The organism is Gordonia mangrovi, assembly GCF_024734075.1.
Taxonomy (GTDB): Bacteria; Actinomycetota; Actinomycetes; order Mycobacteriales; family Mycobacteriaceae; genus Gordonia; species Gordonia mangrovi.
Map to the genome: position 1 here is coordinate 1,047,687 of NZ_CP102850.1, position 18,867 is coordinate 1,066,553.

Annotated in this window: 14 protein-coding genes; 8 read left to right on the forward strand and 6 right to left on the reverse strand. The window is 61.4% G+C overall.

Annotation, left to right across the window (positions count from 1 at the left end; translation table 11 throughout):
• The first annotated feature begins 21 nt into the window (after nt 1-21).
• From NWF22_RS04855 to NWF22_RS04875, 5 genes are all read left to right on the forward strand, one after another.
• Nucleotides 22-2,265: a WD40 repeat domain-containing protein gene (locus tag NWF22_RS04855; protein WP_160900385.1), complete on the forward strand. Its 2,244-nt coding sequence runs from the start codon at nt 22-24 to the stop codon at nt 2,263-2,265.
• A complete protein-coding gene (locus NWF22_RS04860; protein WP_160900384.1) occupies nt 2,262-4,412 on the forward strand; it encodes a toll/interleukin-1 receptor domain-containing protein in 2,151 nt (716 codons plus the stop codon). The genes NWF22_RS04855 and NWF22_RS04860 overlap by 4 nt, the downstream gene beginning before the upstream one ends.
• Nucleotides 4,412-6,916, forward strand: coding sequence for a toll/interleukin-1 receptor domain-containing protein (locus tag NWF22_RS04865; RefSeq protein ID WP_160900383.1), 2,505 nt, complete (start codon nt 4,412-4,414; stop codon nt 6,914-6,916). Before NWF22_RS04860 ends, NWF22_RS04865 begins: the two co-directional genes overlap by 1 nt.
• 77 nt (nt 6,917-6,993) lie before the next feature.
• Nucleotides 6,994-7,239 carry a hypothetical protein gene (locus NWF22_RS04870; RefSeq protein ID WP_160900382.1) on the forward strand — a complete coding sequence of 82 codons (246 nt, stop codon included), beginning with the start codon at nt 6,994-6,996 and terminating at the stop codon, nt 7,237-7,239.
• Nucleotides 7,227-7,913 (forward strand): LppP/LprE family lipoprotein, encoded by a 687-nt coding sequence (locus NWF22_RS04875; protein WP_160900381.1) that lies wholly within the window; start codon nt 7,227-7,229, stop codon nt 7,911-7,913. Before NWF22_RS04870 ends, NWF22_RS04875 begins: the two co-directional genes overlap by 13 nt.
• Before the next feature lie 38 nt (nt 7,914-7,951).
• Here the strand turns inward: NWF22_RS04875 and NWF22_RS04880 are convergent, their stop codons facing one another.
• Complete coding sequence (locus NWF22_RS04880) at nt 7,952-8,797, reverse strand: hypothetical protein (protein ID WP_160900380.1); 846 nt, start codon at nt 8,795-8,797, stop codon at nt 7,952-7,954.
• Nucleotides 8,794-10,044: a toll/interleukin-1 receptor domain-containing protein gene (locus NWF22_RS04885; protein ID WP_160900379.1), complete on the reverse strand. Its 1,251-nt coding sequence runs from the start codon at nt 10,042-10,044 to the stop codon at nt 8,794-8,796. Before NWF22_RS04885 ends, NWF22_RS04880 begins: the two co-directional genes overlap by 4 nt.
• A gap of 226 nt (nt 10,045-10,270) precedes the next feature.
• Here NWF22_RS04885 and NWF22_RS04890 point away from each other — a divergent pair.
• Nucleotides 10,271-11,415 (forward strand): IS3 family transposase gene (locus NWF22_RS04890; RefSeq protein ID WP_160900378.1). Its coding sequence is split into 2 segments (ribosomal slippage): nt 10,271-10,538 and nt 10,538-11,415, totalling 1,146 coding nucleotides; the frame shifts between segments, so codons are not numbered across the junction.
• A 42-nt stretch (nt 11,416-11,457) separates the two neighbouring features.
• Here the strand turns inward: NWF22_RS04890 and NWF22_RS04895 are convergent.
• The 3 genes from NWF22_RS04895 to NWF22_RS04905 form a co-directional block, all read right to left on the reverse strand.
• The gene (locus NWF22_RS04895) at nt 11,458-11,922 is read right to left on the reverse strand and encodes a hypothetical protein (RefSeq protein WP_160900377.1); all 465 of its coding nucleotides are present in this window, start codon (nt 11,920-11,922) and stop codon (nt 11,458-11,460) included.
• Nucleotides 11,923-12,173: 251 nt separating this feature from the next.
• Entirely contained in the window at nt 12,174-12,851 is a 678-nt protein-coding gene (locus NWF22_RS04900; protein ID WP_160900376.1) for a hypothetical protein, read from the reverse strand.
• A gap of 77 nt (nt 12,852-12,928) precedes the next feature.
• The gene (locus NWF22_RS04905) at nt 12,929-13,684 is read right to left on the reverse strand and encodes a hypothetical protein (RefSeq protein WP_160900375.1); all 756 of its coding nucleotides are present in this window, start codon (nt 13,682-13,684) and stop codon (nt 12,929-12,931) included.
• 348 nt (nt 13,685-14,032) lie between these two features.
• Between NWF22_RS04905 and NWF22_RS04910 the strand changes: the two genes are divergently transcribed.
• Both NWF22_RS04910 and NWF22_RS04915 read left to right on the forward strand, forming a co-directional pair.
• Nucleotides 14,033-14,620 carry a hypothetical protein gene (locus tag NWF22_RS04910; RefSeq protein WP_160900374.1) on the forward strand — a complete coding sequence of 196 codons (588 nt, stop codon included), beginning with the start codon at nt 14,033-14,035 and terminating at the stop codon, nt 14,618-14,620.
• Nucleotides 14,621-14,850: 230 nt separating this feature from the next.
• Nucleotides 14,851-15,729 (forward strand): hypothetical protein, encoded by an 879-nt coding sequence (locus NWF22_RS04915; RefSeq protein WP_160900373.1) that lies wholly within the window; start codon nt 14,851-14,853, stop codon nt 15,727-15,729.
• 20 nt (nt 15,730-15,749) lie between these two features.
• On the opposite strand, the gene NWF22_RS04920 is transcribed toward NWF22_RS04915, so the two are convergent.
• Nucleotides 15,750-18,806, reverse strand: coding sequence for a toll/interleukin-1 receptor domain-containing protein (locus tag NWF22_RS04920; RefSeq protein WP_160900372.1), 3,057 nt, complete (start codon nt 18,804-18,806; stop codon nt 15,750-15,752).
• Nucleotides 18,807-18,867 lie beyond the last annotated feature (61 nt).

The window sequence follows — 18,867 nt, forward strand, 5'->3', positions numbered from 1 at the left end:
AGCGTTGCCAACCACACACTGGTGATCGGCAGCGACAACGAAATCGCAAATCTCGACGGTATCGTCGACATCCTCCGCGAACGTGGCGTCGACGCCGTCCGGATCACAGATATCGCGGATGTCCCAGCGCCGAGCGCGGCGATGATCGCTATCTCCCCCTCCCTCGTCGCCGATCGAAGACTACTTACGATATTGCGCGGATGGGCTGACACACGACTGATCCCAGTGCGTGTCGCGCCGATCGTCGATACCCGGCAAGTCCCACCGTTCCTCGCGGATTTGAACTGGATCCTGTGGGACTCCACCGACGTCGGCGCACGCAACGCGTCACTTCTCAACGCCCTGCAGTTCGATCTGGGTCGCTACCGCAACACCGAGGGGCTCGAGGCACAGGCCGCAGCCTGGGTAGCAGCCGACCGCGACCCCGACTACCTCGTCAGCGACCGCAAAGCGATCGCTCAAGCAGCCTCTGACAACGCGGCGGGTGAACCAAGCGCACAGCTTGTCGAGTACATAGCGGCGTCCGCGCGTGCGACCCGGCGGGAATGGTGGAAGCGCAACGGCCGTTGGGCCTTTCGCGCTGTTGCTTTGATCGGAGTGATCGCGATAGCGCTCACCGGTTGGCGTGCGGTGCAGAACCTGCGATCAGCGAACACACTGGCAGGCACCCTACTCAACGTCGATGACAACCCCGACCGCGCCGACCTACAGGCACTAAAGCTCGGCGGACTGATCGATCAGCAAGCGGCCAACGGCCGTGCAGTCCCCGACACGGCGCAGGGAGCGCTGCTCCAGGCGATGTCCCATCCCTGGGACCTCGGCGTTCTCGGTTACACCAAGACCGCCGCCATCAACGCGTTCATTCTGGGTAATGATCCGACAGTAGCCATCTCTGCCGATGGCGAAGGAACACTCGCCGAATGGAGTCTCGACACCGGCGCGATGACCTCACGCCGACAGATCAGCCAGAGTCCCCTGTACTTGGCCGACGCGACACCCAATGGCCGTTTCGCGGCGACCTTCGCCGCCGACAACACAATTGGCGTCACCGAACTCTCCAGCGGCACCACCATAACCGCATCTTCCAGTAAACCCGCAGGCCTGCAGATATCCCAATCCGGGAACACTGTAGCCATCTACGACGACAGCGGCTCCATAACGGTACTGACGCGGTCGGCGAATGCAAACGGCCTGGCGCCGCGCAAGGTCGGAACCTACGAAGAGGTCTTCGACATCCAGGGCGGTGCCGGAGAGGCGATTTGGGCGGTCGTGAAAGACAACGACGACTTGTTGGTGGTCAACGCGACGTCGAACGCTGTGGTGCACCGATCCGCACTATCTGGTGGTGCTGACGTGCGAGATGCCGCGATCTCACCGTCCGGAGAACTCCTCGCCCTCGTCGGCGACGATGGGCAGCTCTGGACTGCACCCGTCGGAGGCAGCTTCGCACCCACCGGGCTCCCCGCGTCCCGCACAGTCAAATCCTTGGCCATAGACGACCGTGGGCGCGTACTCATTTCATCTCCAGCAGCTGGGCCGCAGGTGACAGACCTCACGGCCGGTACAACCGCGCGCATCTGCGCGGCAGTCAGTGTTGTCGAGGTCTTCTCGGTGAGTAGCGATGGAACCCGGGTCGCCTGCCTGTCTCGCGGTGTCGGGATCATCTCCGACCTCACCGAAGTCACCACCACACCAAAGCCGACCAACCTTCAGGTGACGACGTCACGATCAGCAGCTCTCGGGTCATCGTCGATCAGGCTGGGTGATGACGGGATGATTCACCTTGTCCACAAATCGATTACGGCGGCAATGAACCCGACCTCGACATCCGTGGGCGCTCCGTGGGGCGCTTCATTGCCGTGGATACCGGGCACCATCTTCGGTGAGGGTACGCCCACAGTGGTCGCGATCAATGCCGACGGTTCCACCGTCGCCGTCGGCACCAGCGCGGGTGTCGTCACCGAGATCGATCTTTACCCAGAGGGTTTGATCGCCATCGCGGGGCGATGGCGTCCCGCGAACCGCGCGGTCACCGCCATCGGGTGGCACGGAGACAACGAGCTATGGATGGAGACCGGTACTGATGTGTGGTGGCGCGCACCGTCTTGTGCTGGCTGTGGTGTGTCCACACAGCGACTCTTTCAACGGATTCGCGACCGGCAGTGGATGTGCTATCCGGCTGATACGCGCGACATTTTCACCGACCGCACTCGCTCGACGTTCGACCTTCACCCTTGCGCGGACCCAATCGAGGCCACCTCATGACTGGCCACATATTCATCTCTTACAGCCGGACCGACGGCGCCGGCCCGGCCCTTGCACTTGCTGACCGCCTCCGCGCGCGCGGAAGTGCCGTATGGATCGACCAGCGCAACATCCCGGTCACGGTGCCATGGATGGCCGAGATCACCACAGCGATCTGGGGGGCTGCCGCCTTCGTCGTGATCGACACACCTGCGTGGCGCTCGTCGGAGAACTGCCAAACCGAGACTCAGATCGCTCAGAGTTGCTCTGCCCCAGAATTCATGGTTCCACCAGGTAGTGATCTCGATAGGTTCACCGCGGAGTTGGTCACAATGATCCTGCATTTTCCGCCTGAGGAACGCACCCGCAGTGAGCTGTTCGAACGTGCAGATCGGTGGGCCCACCACGGTCGGCAGCAGCGAGTACTGGCTTCCGGCCGAACTCTCGCCAAGTATCGTGGGTTCACCCGCCGCCAAGCCACACGTATCCCCACCGAAGTATCGGCGTACCTCACTGCATCGGAGCGTCGCCAGCGACGCCGCAAAACGTGGCGACGTGCCGGATCTCTCGCTGCCGTCGTCCTCGTTCTGGGCGGGATTGCCGTGTTCAATGGGCTGCACGGTGCGCAACAGAATATCGACGACGCCACCCAGTCCTTCTCCGGAAAACAGAAGTACGAGGCGGCGTGGGAGACCAACCCCTATGTGCATCTTGATCTACTGTCACAATCTGATTCCTCTGGCACCATGGACCGAGCGCAGTTCAGTCGCGCGTTCGGCGTTCCACTGCCTGATGCGGTCACCGCCGAAGGCGCCGCCCCGCAGCTGCAGCGCAACCTCGACGAGTCACGGCACCCGGGCACAGCGCCGGCGTCTGGGATGGTGGCCCAACTCGACAACAGCCGACGCACGATCACTGTGGAACGCGACGGAAAGCCATACCGGACCATCACTCTGAGCACGTCGACTCCAGCTATGGCATGGAGCCCGGCACAAGAGTGGCTGTTGGTTGCCGACGGGCCCGACGTGGTGGCGCATGACGTGAACTACGGGAACGACACGCTTCGTCTTCGTGGCGGCAAAGGCAACCTCACCGCTTTGGCCGTAGACGATGATGGCGTGTCTGGGCTGACCGTCGGGGGTGAGATCATTCACTGGCCCACACCATTCGGGTCGCGGGTCGCCTCAAACCACAGCGTCTTCAGCGATGCCGTCGCGATCCCAGACACGGATCAGGCGCTTGTCCTGACAGACTCGGGAACGCTGGTCACCATGAGCCTTCCTGACAGCTCGGTAGCGCGCACACAAACACTACCCGGTGCTGGCCCAGCCCTTTCCACCACGAACATTGCGCTGTCAGCTGACGGAAATAACGCCGTCGTACCCTCGGTGGACATCACCAGCGGAGAGGCCACAGCCATACTCGTCTCACTGACCGACAGCGCCACACGAACCTTCGGCCTCCCGGGATGTGTACCGTTTGATTCTGCATGGGCCAGCCCCGAAATCGTCTATGTAGCATGCGGCAATGCCGGCGCTGGGCTTCTCAACATCACCAACGGCGGCTTCACATTGACGCCGCTACCCTATTCGCTACGAGCCACAAGTGTCACCGGCACCGACTCACGGCTCTACGTGGGAACCAATATCGGGCTGGTCCTCCACATGGACCCTGCGTCGATGAGCTTGGTCTCCGACAGCGGGACCGGCTGCCCTCAGGACATGGAATCACTCATCGTGTCGCATGACGGCAACTACGTTTATCACGGCGGCGACGCCGCCGGTAACGCCGGCTGTGGAGCACGCGGAAACTTCACTAATCCTGCTGAGCCTCGATGGGATCGACTAGTGTATCCGTGGCAGACGATCGACCGCGCGGCGGCGACCGCATTGAGCGACGACGGAAAGTTCGTAGCTTTCGGGTTCGCCGACGGCACCATTCGCGTGTTCACCACCGACACGGGCGAGCCGATTGTCATCGTCCGGCCGGCCACGGGCAGTGTCCGCGGACTGGCGTTCAACTCGTCAGGTTCCCAGATACTGGCGGTGACGAACGACGGTACCGCCCTACAGATCGGGGTGGACGTGAAAGCCGCAGATCTCACCCATCAGAGACAGCGTGCGAACGAATTGCTCGCTCGGGCAGGAGAGTTAGGGCTGTACGGCTAATGAGCGTCGAGGAAGCAAGCTCAGTAGAACCGCAGGCCGCTAGCGTCCCGAAATACGATGCCTTCGTTTCGTACCGACGCAACCCTGATATCGAAATTGCCAAAGAGATACAGAGGGGTCTGCAGAAATGGGGCAAGCTGCGGCGGCGTGACCCCGAAGCACAGGTCTTTCGCGACGACACCGACCTGGTGACCGGCGAGGAATTGCCGCAGGCGATTATCGGCGCACTCCACTCGTCGCGGTTCCTGATCCTGCTCGCGAGTCCGGAATCCGCGGTATCGGCAAGTGTGGATTCAGAACTCGAAAAGTGGTTCACCCGCGGAGGCGTGGGCTCGGTTCTGGTGGTCCTGACGGGCGGTTCGTTGTCATGGGACGACGACCACCAGGTGACGCCCGACTCCACCGCGATCAACCCCAGGTTCCACCACCTGTTCCGGGGAAGTCCGCTCTGTATCGATGGCCGGTGGATGCGCGGCGTCGACAGTTCAAAGCTCGCGTCCGAGCCGCAGTTCAAGTCGGCAGTGCTCAGCCGGCTGATCGCACCGATCCGCGGTGTGAGCCAGCGAGAAGCCGACCTCGCTGACCTCGCGTCACGACGACGCACGCGATGGGTGTATGGCGCAGTGATCAGCGTCCTTTCGCTCCTCCTGGTCGTCGCGCTCGTCCTCGGCGTTCTGCAGGCTCGCGAAAGGATCAGGGCAGAGCAGAATCTCAACTCCGCGCTGTCACGATCCCTGGTCGCCCAAGCACGCGCACTCGGTGATCGCGACCCCGACCTGGCCGGACAACTCCTCGCGACCGCATCGCGCTACGATTACAGCGACCTCGTCAAAGCCGGGCTGCTCGAGAGCGCCCGACTTCCCACCGTGTTGCCGATTTCAGGTTTGCCCCGCGACGCACAGTTCAACGCAGACGGTTCGATGGTCGCCGTCGCCTCAGACGCGGGAACTGCCATCTACGATGTCGCTTTGGCCCGGCAGATCGGCATGGTGCCAAGCGTGTCCGGACCAACCCTGTCTGTGGCCATCAGTCCGGACGGCGAACTCGTAGCCACTGGCGGTCGTAATGGACATGTCCAGCTGATCCACCTTTCGCGCGATCACACTGTGGTCGACACGGTCGAGTCCCGACTCATCATTCCGCCAAACGGTTCATCGCTGAACAGCGACGCAATGATTGGTCAGATCTTCTTTGATCCCTCGGGCGCACGATTGGCTGCCAAGCATGACAACGGTCTCGCGGTTGCTGAACTGGCGGATACACTGCACGAGGCAAACCTCACAGCCCTCCGCAGTAACGGGTTGGGCACGTTCACCTTCAGCCGAAGCGGCCGCGTAGCAGTCGCCCGCGAGAGCACCACCACTGTTGCTGTCCTGACATGGTCTGGCGAGGGGCTTGCCCTCAGAGGGAGAATTCCCGCCGAGGACAGGGCCATAACCGTCAGCGACAGCGGCAAGAAGCTGCTGCTCACAACAGACAACACCGGAACCATTTGGGACATATCATCGCCCGAGCATCCACTCAAACAAGGTAGCTTTGTAGCGTCTGGGATCAGCGCGTCTTTCTCGCCCAATGACCGCACCTTGTTGGTCTCCCACTCCAGATTGGGGAGCAGTCAATTGTGGGACATCACCGATCCAACTCATCCCATCGGCGGCGATGCACTACCCGGGCGGGTGACGGGGGTATCGGAAAGTTCCTTCAATCCATCCGGGACTGCGGTGGCGACCTTCTCGGGTGGTTTCAGGCCATCCGGCGTAGACAATGCACCCGCCGGCAACGAGGTCGAGCGCAACGAGTACAGCGCGGTCCGTATCTGGCCAATCAGGGGCGCTCAGCGTGCTGGATTGTCCGGTGGGACTACGGTTCCAGGCAGGCAACCCCAAATCTCCGATGATGGCAAGCGACTCCTGACGGGTACCACCCCGCCGAAACTTACAGACCTGGGATCTGGCCAACAGATTTCACTCACACCGGCCGCCGCAAGTGAGGCCATATTTCTCGGGCCATCTGGAGATTTTATCCTCACAAAGTCGGGAACGGGCGTCCTCGATCCGCATTCCAACTCGGTACGGGCTGCTACGGAAAACAGTGAGTGGCCAGTAGACAGCTCAGCACGAGTAGATCCCATCCCCGGGTCGAAAGATGTACTCGTGAGCTCGGAAGCACGTGCGGTGCGCTGGACCTACTCCGACACCGGCGCACCTTTTCGCGATCCGCACACCGTGGTATCGAAAGACATTGATTGCGCTAGTTTCTCACCATCGGGGAAGCGGTTGGCCATATGCACGGACGAAGGTGTCGAGATCATGGCTGCCGATGGAAAGCGCACCTATGGTGCGATCCCCACCTTGTCGCCCATACTCGCGTTCGTCGACGACACCACGTTCGTGGTAGGAGATGAGAATTCAGGTTCACTCACCGGCTATCACTCACCGGCTACCGAATCTCCGACGCGGCGGTCCGGAAAACATGGACTCGATCCCGTCACCTATCAGGACTAACCGAAATACAGACGAGCTCGAGTCTTCTCGGCACAATGGACGAAAACGGCATCCTGACCCTGTGGACTTTACCCACGATGGTAGGGCCCACCGAGATCATGGCGATCGACACCACCCTGTCGAATCTGGGTCAGAGCTTCGACATCTCACCCTCGGGCGACTACCTTGCGATCTCCGACCGCGTCGATCAGACCTCGTATGTCATTCCACTCGATCCGGATCGGGTGCTCAATCAGATCTGTACGCGGACCCGACCGATCACGCAGTCCGAGTGGGACGAGTATCTTCCCGGCGAAGAAATGAGTGCACCATGCAGTCGTTGATCCGCGCTCCGCGTCTGCTGCTCGCAGCAGTGCTCGCCGGGCTGTTCGCCGTCTGTGCCTGCGGCTCCGCAGACCGGGCCGACCCCATCACCCCCACCGCCGAGACCGACCTGCCCGAAGTCTCCGAGGTGTCCACGACAGCCGCAGTAGATTCAGCCGCGTCGACTGCGGCCGTGGACTTTCCAACACCGAAAGATGTAAAGGGCTGGTCCAGTGTTCCGATCACCGCAGCCTTTTGCGGTGTACCTGGAAGCGTTCAATTGTCGGATTTCGAAGCGACAACACAGTCCTCTTCCTGGGGGAAGGTTCATGTTTTCATGTTCGCCGAAGCTACCGATCTCACCGCCCCTGGAAGATCAACCCTCCTCGGACACCGGGCGAGTTGCGACAACGGCGGCGGCACGGCAGCTGGCAATATCGCAACGAGCTACCTACTCTTCGCCAAAGAAGGCGACAACTCCCGCGTGTTCGCCGAGTTGCCCGCCCAGCAACCGAAGCAAGGCGAACACCCCACGATCGTCACGGACATCGCCCGTGCGGGCGACACTCTGACGGTCAAGGAGCAGTGGTATCGCAGCGCGGACCCGAATTGCTGCGCGTCGGGTACCTCAGAGTCCACATGGCAGATCGACGGCGACACAGTGCGATTGGTGAGTGCGCGGGTGCTGAGTTGACTCCGGCCCTGCGGGATAGGCCACCACGGAGGTCAGCCTCAGGCGAATCGTCGGGCGAGCCCATACACCACGAGAGAAGCGACCTCGCCTGGGCGATGCGTCGCGTGCAGGCACCGCCTGTCGGCGTCACCGAGCCCGTCGGATGCTACTGACCAGTCGGCGGTCTTCGCCTCGTCTGCACATTCGGCCAGGGATTGCTGAACCAGAGACCCTGCGATTCCGTGGGGCAGGTCGCCGGGCAGCCAATCGAAAGTGTCGGGACTGAGTCGCGCGCCGACCGCGGTCGCAGCACCACCGAAACCTCCGGCGATGTAGACCGGCTGTCCCGACCCGACGGAGAATGCCACTTCCTCCAGGACACCGGGTTTCGCTCCGTCGCGGAGCCGTCCACCCAGCACAACACGCGCATCGGTATCGCGAACAAGCCTCCGCCGCAGCGCGGTATAGGCCTGTGCCGCGCCGACGTCCATCGACGGCCCGGCGGTGGCACCGCGTGCACGTCGGAAGTCGTTGCCGGCCGGATCGAGCAGCATCAGCCGTCCCGACACTCCCAGCAAGTCCCTCACTTCTGCCAGCTCGGCGGCCGTGAGGTCGGCATGCTGTGGCCACGCCACGTACAGCACCAGGGCGCTGCGGCGCGTCGTTGCGTAGCGTCGGAGTTCCTCGACCATCAATCCGGTGAAGCCCAGGGGCTTGAGTCGGCCGCCATAGGCAACCGAGGCACCGGCCAGCAGCAAAGCCCGTGTTAGTTCACCCACCGCGAGCTCGATGTGACGCGACGTGAGCCCGAGCCTGTCCAGGTCGGCACTGTCCGAGGCGCTGATCCCGATGACCCTGCCCGCCAAGGCATTCTGGGCGACAAGAGCCGGATCTTCCCGCTTCATCTGCGGACCCGTCCGCCACGACTTGCAAAGGTGCGGGGCGTGAAAATCTCCACTAGACCGTCCAATCCACCCAGTGCTAGCACGTCGTCGAGTGCCATGACCTCCGCCGGGCCGAGAGGCGGATCGGGATGTAAAACGTAGATCTGATCGTCGGATGTCGGCATCTCGGCAGGATCCCGTGTCCGCAGCCAGCGTGCGAGGGTCACCGGCTCGGGGGCGTTGGCAGGTAGCCAGTCGAATGCGTCCATCTCCGGTTGCTCACGCTGGAGCCGCCAGAGCGCGCGTTTGAGCGCGTCATCGACAAGTTTGGACAAAGCCACCTCGATCGCTGCCATCCTGGCATGCTCGTCGGTCGGGTCACAGGCCACCGACGGGAGATGATCCATGAGGAAGGACCCTCGCTCCTCCCCTTCGAACAACGCCGCCAGGATGACGACAGGCATGTCGCTCCGTTTGGCAGCGAGCACTTCGCGCTGACACCATTCCCGGCTCGAGTACCGATCGGTGCGCACCACGAACAGGGCGCTGGTCTCCGCCAGCCGCGTGACCTCGTCCTCCCACCGGGAGTCCGGCTGGATATCGGCCTCGTCGAAGAACGTCGTCATGTGGGTTCCAGCAATGCCATCGCGCACGGCCGAGACCAGGTCCCGCAGGTGTCCGCTTTCGTCATCGGCGTTGCAACGTGTTGTGTAACTGATGAACACGCGCAACCGTTCACGTGGTGCGCCGGAGACAAAGCCGGTTATCGAATGACACAGGTCACGACAGAGAACTCTGGGGTCGATCAAACCGCGAGGCGAGAGCGCCTGATTGGCCCCGAACAAGGTGTTCAGACGCGTTCCCTGTCTCATCACCGCATCGGAGGCAACCACACCGAACACGGCCACATGGGGATTCTGTTCGCCGGTCTCTGCTACCTGCGAGAGATACTCGGCCCAGTGGTCGTCGTACTCGGCGGCTTGCGCAAGATTCACGCCATGGACGATGACGACGACGGTCGTCACCGACGCAGGCGGTCCATCTGCGGCGTCGGACATAAACGGGAGTGGACGGGGCGGGCCATCCGGGCTAGCCCACGGCGCGCTACGCGTGTATACCTCAACTGCCCCACCGACGAGGCCCGAGAAGGCAGGACCGTGGAAGTGGGTCAGCAGAGTATCGGCCACGGTGACCCCGATCTCGTCGTCGGGATGCCACAGGACAAATACCTCAAGGGTGGGCGGCACAAGGCGCAGTTTCGCCATCATACCCGTTGATACCACGATTGAGGCCTGGAGCCGGGAGCCGCGTGTCGATTTCCCCTGCCCCCGCTGACCGATCACACACGCATCGGCGGATCGAGTCCAGGCAGCCCTGCCTCATTGCTAGCCGAGATGACTGGTGAGGACCAACGGCGTGTTCCCCGTGATCCGGTCCGGTCTGTTTTAGAGTCCTGATTGCCCTGGTGAGGGCAGAGAAGGGACGATGGGGATCATGGCAGGACGCAAGCGTCACTCGGCTGAGGACATTGTGCGCAAACTGCGACGGGCCGACGAGTTGGCTGCGCAGGGCAAGACCGGTGAGGAGATCGCCGCTGACCTGGAGGTGTCGGCAGCCACCTTGTACAACTGGCGCCGCCAGTACGGCGGTATGGACGCTGATGCCGCGAAGGAGCTCAAGGAGCTGCGTGAGCAGAACGGCCGGCTCAAGCGGCTGCTGGCCGATGCCGAGTTGGAGAAGGACGCGCTGCGGGAGATCGCGAAGGGAAAATTCTGAGCCCGACCGCCAAACGCGCCGCGATCGACATGCTCAAAGACGTGATGAACATGTCAGAACGCAAGGCGTGCAAGGTGGTTGGGCTTGCCCGCTCAGCCTACCGCCAACTACCGCAAGCGCAGACTCCGGCCGACCCGGATGCCGGACTTCGCGAGCAGCTACGCACCTACGCCCGTCAGAACCCGCGCCACGGGTTCCGGCGAGCCTGGGCCTGGCTGCGGTTCGACGAAGGCGACACCGTGAACAAGAAGAAGGTGCACCGGCTGTGGAAGGAAGAAGGACTGCAGGTGCGCCGCGCGCCGCGCCGCAAACGGGCCGGTCAATCGTCGGTGCCGATCGTGGCTGCGGACGCACCGAAGGTGGTGTGGGCATTGGACTTTCAGTTCGATTCCACCGTCGACGGGCACAAGATCAAGATCGCGTCGATGGTTGATGAGCACACCCGCCTGTCGTTGCTCAACATCGTGGACCGCTCGATCACCGCCGACCGGTTGATCGAGGAGTTGGAGAAGACGTTCGCGATCTGGGGTGGCCCACCCATGGTGCTGCGCATGGATAACGGCCCTGAGTTCATCTCAGAGGCCCTCCAAGCGTTCTGCGCAGGGTCGGTGGGCATCTCCTACATTCCGCCCGGCACGCCGTGGAACAACGGGTTCATCGAGTCGTTCAACAACCGACTCCGCGACGAGTGTTTGAACCGCAACTGCTGGCCCACCCTGCTCGAGGCCCGCGTGGTCATCGGCGACTTCAAAGACGACCACAACCACCGACACCGCCACTCGGCACTGGGCTACCGCACTCCGGCCGAGTACGCTGCTGGCTGCACCCACCGGCATCACCCCGTGGGCTGCGAGATCGACTGATCAACTGCAAGTAGGAACTGGCTCTAGAACCGACTGGACCGGCTATCGGGGACCTGCCACCAACGCCTGCGCACCGGGATCCGTGTCGTCCAGCCAATACGGGCGATGCGGCGTTGACGCAATCTTCTGACGGACAACGTTGGCGATCGCATCGCTTCCACCATTTGCGATACCGGATGCGAGTTCGACAACGTGCTCGGCAGTCGCTGTTGCATAGGGAATCTTGAAGCCGCAGACGAGACTCCAATTCTCGTTGTCCGCGCCCGCAGCAAGCCAGTAATGCCCGAAGTCCATCAGCTTATTCGTCTCGTCCAAGATCTCGAGAAGTGCTGCCGTAGGACTGATTTCCGAAGCTATTCCGAAGCCGATCCTCCCGACAGATTCTCCTGCGATCGCCAGAACCCCGCTGCTGGTGTACTGGATCATCGGCGTCAACTCACCAGCGCCGACCGACGCGTTGGCAAAGACTGCTCTCGTTAGCTGCTGATACTGCGTTGCATCGATCACAAACACTCCTATTCATACATGCAATTTGGATACTGGCGCTACCACTGGCAGGCAGATATCGGGCTGATCGAGCTTGAGGTACACCGAGTATTTGGTGAACCGGCCAGGGTAGGCAATTTAGGTGCCGCATCCGCGACAGGTATAAATGGCTTGCATAGAAACGACGGTTGACCGGATCATGGTGCAATTCCTCTCGGATGGGGTGATTAACTTCCTTTCCGATCCCGTAAGCCAGGAACGCCGTGAATGATTCACCGGCGCTGCGCCATTCGTCCGACTGCATGTCCAGTCAGGTCAGCGAGCGATGCCCAGTCGGACCGGCTGTCGTAGCGACCGGTCAGGTAGAGTGATTCCATGCTGGGCACGCAGCGCGCGAGGGCGCCTCGAGTCTGATTGACGAACTGTAGCGAAGGTCCCCGATACTCAATTAGTGTTCTGCCACTGCGAGTTTCGATCGCTGCGCCCGGGAACTCGAGGTCGATGTGAAGTCCATCTGAGGTGCGGCGTACAGTCTCGGTGAGACTCTCTTTCTCAGACAACAATTTTATAGCGCGTCGAAAGTCGTATGGCTCATAGAAGCTCCATGCGTTCTTGCCATTTTCTGTTATGTACGACGTACCTGGCGGAGACCGGAACTCGACCGCGGCATTCGTAGGTTTCCGGGACAGACCTTGCCGAAACCAGACCGATCCGTCGACGCCCAAGCGTGTGTCGGCGACCAGGAACAGATTGAAGTACCAAGCCGGCGTTACCTGTGACGCGCTGACCTCTATCACTGGCGAATTCCTGCCTAGAAGCCCTCGTTTCCGGGTCATGGACAGGTGCGCCACCTCGATGTCGGTAGCGACCCCTTTCATCGTCAAGAATCTTGCAGCCTCGGCGAAGTGCGCCTCTGCGTCGATGAGGGCATCACGCGCGCTGGTGATCATCTGGCGCACAACGTCGTCGTCGCCTCCTCGCCCCATCAGCGGACCCCTGTCAAGTAGTGTGTGGCCATGGGCGCGACTCAGCTTCTGCCGGACAAGAGACTGCGGAGGGCACCGGTCACAGAGTGCGGTTCGATTTGTTCAGTACTCTTGGACGTCCCCACTTCTACAAGACCTCGGTCACCCCAACGAAACTCGTCTTCGTCGTTGAATTGCCACTCCGCATTCGGGGCGGGAGCGCAGTGCACATGCTGCGAGGAGTTCTGGATGGGGTGTTGGTGACCACACCCCCAGGCGTCTGGCCTGGCGTCACCCATAAACCGCAATTTCAGCCGGCCGCCCCTTCGCGATGTGCCAGAATAATCTGCTACAGAGGCTGAAGTGACTGCCGAGGAGAAGTCCATTCGTTCAGGCACTGCCAGACCGAAGGTGTTCCGCACGATAATGGATTCCATTCCAGGACAAAGAAAGCTGTAGGTTACACCCTGTTCAATCGGGCAGCGCACCTGACGTTGCTCCCAAATTGACCCGTCGACGGCAAGCCTGAGATACGGGCCTGCGCGCATCTGGACGAGCCAAGCGCGTTGCGGGACACCGGAAGGCTCGATGTAAATGGAGCGGGATCGACCCCGTCGCGTTGCGAGTCGAAACCCCAGATCACAGACCGTTGCGTTCGGCTTCACACCAGTGCGGGTGAGCTCGTGAGCCACGTCACGGGCCAGATCCTGGATCGCTGCGATTTCGCGACGCAAACCCGAAACCGATCGGGCAAAGCCATCATCGAAGAGTTTCTGATTCTCTACAGCACGATCCCAGTAGCTATCGAAAACGCTCACGCCAGGGACTCTATCGCCGCACGATTCGTTCAGTCACAGGTACCGAACGAACTGCAGCTGTGGTTCGAAATATTGTGGCGGATTGCTTCCGCACACCACTGACAGAGCGATTTGCCTTCCTTCTGACAAGCACAAGCCATGTCCAGCCTTCCTGTTCATCTCTGGCGGGACGAAGGTGTCCCGTGCGCGTGGTCTGAAGTCTACAACCGACAGATCAGATCTGTGCAGCAACTTTGTGCCCCAAACGGGTGAATCCGACCATCAACCACCTCGCTGCCTAGCGTGTGGTCAATCATCGACATACCCTCCAGTGGAGAACCGACAACGTCTGTGAACGGAGCAATTTCGATGACCAGCAACGTGCCAGGTAAGTACGCCGCGAGCACACTGGACACTAGGCGTATTCGGGCTTACGCCCGCCGGGTGGCGCGGGAGACGACCACCGCACCGGCTGAACCACTGACCAAGTGCACACAGGTCTATGTTCCTGTAGTCAAGATCCGGTCAGTAGGCTTTCTTGGCCTCAAGAAGGAGACATATACAGCCCACGAAACGCATGAAAGATCTATTGAAGTAGTCGGCAGCCATTGGGTTCTGTTTTCGACGCGCCACTTCATAACACAGGGAAAGTGCAAGCGGCACAAGGCATACGAGTACGAGGAAACAAACAGTTGGGTGCTGGCCACCAACGGAGAACTCCTGAAAGTATGGCAGTGGGGCGATTTCACCCTATTCAACTCCGGCGTCACCAAACGAGAGTCAGACTGCACCGTCCGCGCAATGACCGAAGACGACATTCTCGAATTGGATCACGATCACAAGTTCACCCACTACGAAGACCGTAGCGGACATTACCGGGGTGATCGCCAGGCCGGTCGCATAGTACGCCACGCCAAGGGAGTCGGCCTCTCCCTCAAGCTCAAGCAACTGCTATAGCCACGGCGGTTGTCACAGAGGAGTCAAAGCCGGTGCTTGACGTCATGCTCTGCGGTGCTCGCGACACCCAGCTGGTCCGAGACGATTTCCGTGTCGTCGTCGAAGAAATCGGAGGTAGTCCCCTTCACTATCTCTCGGGAGAAATCCTGTACGTGAACTCCTCCACCGCCACCTGGGAGGACAATTCGCGGGCCACGGTCGGGTCAGCTGACCTCTGTGTGTTCGTGATCGTGGAACAACTCGGCACGATCACCTGGCAGACAGAGTTCGTGGAGGTCGTCTCCAGCGGGAAACCGTTCCTCATCCTCTGCCTCGACCGCACCTACGCCCGATATCTAACTCTCGTCCAGGCGACGGGCACCGCTCCCCTCGCCGACGCCGACGACAGCAACCTGGTCACGACGCTCAGCATGGTTGAGCGCGAGTATCGGGGAACCATCATCCAGTTCCCCGAGTCCGGTTTCCGTGAACAGCTACGCCGCCAACTGGGCCGGCTCCTACAGCTGGGACTGGGGCTCATCGAGCAGCAGAGCCGGCGCGCGTTTCTTCTGAAGATGTCTTCCGACCCATCCGCACTGTCTGCGCAACAAATTCAGTGGGCGGTCGATCTGGCCGGTGATGATCTGGCCGACAAGACCTCTCGAAAGAGCGCGATTTCCGCGCTGGCCGAACTATCCGCTGCAACAGAAGAATTGGCCACCGATCTCCTCGGCTCAGCCGAGCAAGGAGTCCAACGCTTGGCATTCGACCGCCTCGTGGACCTGTACACCACTCGGCCACCTGACCCCGAGTTCCTCCGCAACGCGGTCGAGATCGCCAATCGATCCACCGACGTCGGCCTCGGTCGACGTCTCATACAGAGCCTCTTCGAAATGGATATCGCCCAAGCGTTCGTCGCCCTCGAAAGCCTCGATCTGTCCGATGTTGGGCTACGTAGCAGGATCACCGATCAACTCGAACTATACGAGCGCCAGATCTTGGACGATGGACTCGTCGCCGAGGCACTCGCCCTTGCCGAACGTTGCCAAACCGAGAGCCGGTCTCCCAGGTGGCAGCAGCGACTCAAGGCGTTCGTCGCCCGTCACACAGAACAGGCCGAAGACTCCTGAAGCTCGTTCGGCGTTGGTGTTCATCCGACGTTGCCTTTGGCCCGTTCGATGATCCGGTCGGCCACAACCAACCAGTTGGCCCGCACCTGGTCGTACGGGATGAGCCATTGCGAGTCCACCGGGGGAATCTCATAACCCAGTTCTTCGAGCCATACCTCAGCCGGAATCCAGGCCGTCCCTCGCGGGCGCAGCCGTGCGACTAGCGTCTCATACCCTGCGCGGGCGTCCTCCGGATCACCTGTCAACAGCGCTCGGAGACAGCGCAAATGAACACCCGACGGCGCCGTTGAACCGTACGATGCCATGTGCTCCTCCAGCCGGGCCAACGCATCGGCGTATCGCTGGTTATCGGCAAGAGCGTCATACCCCTTGAGTAGCAGGCAATTGCGGTAGTCAGACCGCTGCCCGCGGTCGAGCGCTCGCTCCATCGCGATGTCGACTTCTCGAGGGTCTACGCCGCCCTCGAAACGCGAACGACGAACCAGGTCAGTGACCTCGAGCTCAGATTGGTAGCGGCGCGAGGTGGTCTCGCTCAATTTCCTCGCAGTTCCCGCAGCGTCCAAATCGGGAATACCGTGTAGCCGATTGATCGACCTCTCGTAGTCCTCGATCCTGTCGGGCCTTACGCTGCGAATGTGATCGAGAGCGTCGACGAATCGCCGTGACGTTCGAAGGGTCACCCCGATCTGATTCTGAGCGGTTCTGGCCTTGTCCGGATATCGCTGGACTAGCTCTCGCAGCTCCGCGAGCGCCTCGTCGAACCTCGCTACCGCCCGCAAGCGGTATGCACTCCACAGGCGCGCATACCTGTCCACCTCAGGATGAGGCGAGTTGATCGCCTTGAGCACGTCTCCCGCATCGATGTACGACACTGTCATCGCGTGGACGAATTGAATCAGATCGCCAATGGCAGAGCCGGTTTTCGCCTCCGACAACGGAGGAATCAATGGCGCGAGACCGACGATGGACGGACCGTCATGGATCAACTTCGCGAGCCCCGAAGGATACTGATCCCACTCGAACCCCAGATTGATCGCGAGCGCGAGTCCTGCCAACTGAGTCTCGTCCGAGCTTTGCGCGTGGCCGGCTTCGACACGTGCAATCGCTTCGTCCATTCCGCGCCGCGCAGCGTCTTTCCACTCCTGCTCACTCCACGCGCCGCGGGACGTGCGATCCAGTCGGATCAGACGACGGATTTCGTCGTGGACGCGGTACGGATAGACGCTCGACTCGTCCTTCTCGATGAGGGCGTCGTTAATCGCCCGCTCAACTTCCTGCCCGTGCACCTTTCCGACCGCTGCAGCCAACGCCACGTCGAATGCAGGGAGGACGCAGGCAGCCCGGAAAGCATCCGCTTCTTCACGAGTCAGCGTGTCGACAAGGTTTGTCACCACGTCGGGGAGCTCGCCACTGAGAGCCTCGCCGGTGAATTCGATTCCGGGATTTGCTTTCTGAAGATTCTCTGTCAGCTTCAGGACGGCTTCTATATGGAGAGGCAGGCCCCCAGAGCGTTGGACGAGTCCCTCGATCACGTGGTCGGACATGTTCCAGCGCGAGCGGTCACGCCGCGACCGATAGAACAATCTCGTATCGTCGTCGCTGAGTCGACCGAGAATATGCTGACGTGGATCGTCGATGGCTCCTTCGACCAGTCCTGGCCACGCCGCCGGGCCCGCGACGGTCAATCGGGTGTAGCCGGGCTCTGCCCATCGCAGCTTGTTCCGCCCAGTGACAACAAAAAGCGCCAACGGCAATGCGGCGATGAGGTCCGCCAAAACGCTTTCGCCCAATTGGTTCTGGACCCTCTCGAACGGGTCCAAGAAGAACACAAGTACAGGGCGCTCGGCAGGCGCGATCGCGGCGATCTCCTCACTCAAGACGTAGAGCAGGTCCACCACGACATCGGGATTCTGGGATCCCTGCGTGATCGATTCTGCGCCGGTCAAGACATCCGTCAGCCCCTCGCGAGACCAGAGCCGGTGCTCGCGATGATGCGCCATCTGCAGCTCGTTGCAGACGTAACGTACCGACGCCGGCGTGAGCGTGGCTATCGGACTCAGGCCGAGTTCTGCAGCGACGCCCTTGAATGTGCGAAGCACCTGGTCTTCGGCATTACCCGTCAAACCCAGATTGTCCTGCTGACCGGGTCGGACGGCTTCAAGGTAGCGCCCCAACGCGATGTCGAACGCACCCCAGGACCGACCCCACGGCACCAACGATGCACGCAACGTCAGTAGGAGCTGAACCAAATCGACGTTGCCGGTCGAAGTGTGAAAGTCCCATCGCACCGACGTAACCGTCTGGTGTGGCCACACGCCCCATTCTTTCGCGTCGGAGAGTCCACCTGACATCCAACGCTCCAACCGTTTCGACAGGCCGGTCTTGCCCAGTCCACCACCTCCGAAGAAGACCAGGACATTGGGAAAGACGTCGCTCTGCAACGGTTCCACGCCGATCAGCCGCTGGTACTGACGTTCGTAGGACTTTCGGAGAGCCACGCTCTCGGGGACGCGGTCGACAAACGCTTCGCCGGCCGTGAGATTCCTGGCGCGCCGGCGGGGTCGACCCGCCAGTAGTCCCTGACCGTGGTCAGTGACCGCAGGCTCGGATACCTGCACCGTACGCGAGTGCTCATCGACGACTACCCCGAACTTCGCCAACGCCGCCCGGACCTCTGCGTAGGTCTTGTCTCTCGGCTGACGGAATGCCGTCACACCCTGGATCGGACCCCCCGCCAGCCTGATTCCAGGCGGCAGATCCGCCTCCTCCAGCAGGATCGGAAGAAATTGCCTATTGGTCGTATGCGCTACGTGAACCTCGTTGGTCACCCCCGGCCGCGCAACCGACACCGCGGACACGAACAATACGAAGGCACTGCAGCCCTGGATTGCAGAGTCGAGACGCTTCGCCCACTCCTCACCCGGTTCGATGCCTTCGTCATACCAAATCCGAAATCCCTCGTCGTGCAGTCGTGTGATGATTGGATACACGAGTTCGGCGTCGGCGTGCGCATAGGAAACAAAGGCGTAGCCGTCGGAACCCCGGTACGCGGGAAACGGCGGCTTTAGATTCGGCACGCATGCATTCTGCCATTGGCCCGCGACGTCGGCTCGATCTCTACCAGGGATTTGACGTAAC

Excerpts from the sequence above, each read along its gene's own strand:
- NWF22_RS04860 (WP_160900384.1), top strand. The coding sequence starts at position 2,262 with ATGACTGGCCACATATTCATCTCTTACAGCCGGACCGACGGCGCCGGC.
- NWF22_RS04865 (WP_160900383.1), top strand. The coding sequence starts at position 4,412 with ATGAGCGTCGAGGAAGCAAGCTCAGTAGAACCGCAGGCCGCTAGCGTC.
- NWF22_RS04870 (WP_160900382.1), top strand. The coding sequence starts at position 6,994 with ATGGTAGGGCCCACCGAGATCATGGCGATCGACACCACCCTGTCGAAT.
- NWF22_RS04875 (WP_160900381.1), top strand. The coding sequence starts at position 7,227 with ATGCAGTCGTTGATCCGCGCTCCGCGTCTGCTGCTCGCAGCAGTGCTC.
- NWF22_RS04880 (WP_160900380.1), bottom strand. The coding sequence starts at position 8,797 with ATGAAGCGGGAAGATCCGGCTCTTGTCGCCCAGAATGCCTTGGCGGGC.
- NWF22_RS04885 (WP_160900379.1), bottom strand. The coding sequence starts at position 10,044 with ATGATGGCGAAACTGCGCCTTGTGCCGCCCACCCTTGAGGTATTTGTC.
- NWF22_RS04900 (WP_160900376.1), bottom strand. The coding sequence starts at position 12,851 with ATGATCACCAGCGCGCGTGATGCCCTCATCGACGCAGAGGCGCACTTC.
- NWF22_RS04910 (WP_160900374.1), top strand. The coding sequence starts at position 14,033 with ATGACCAGCAACGTGCCAGGTAAGTACGCCGCGAGCACACTGGACACT.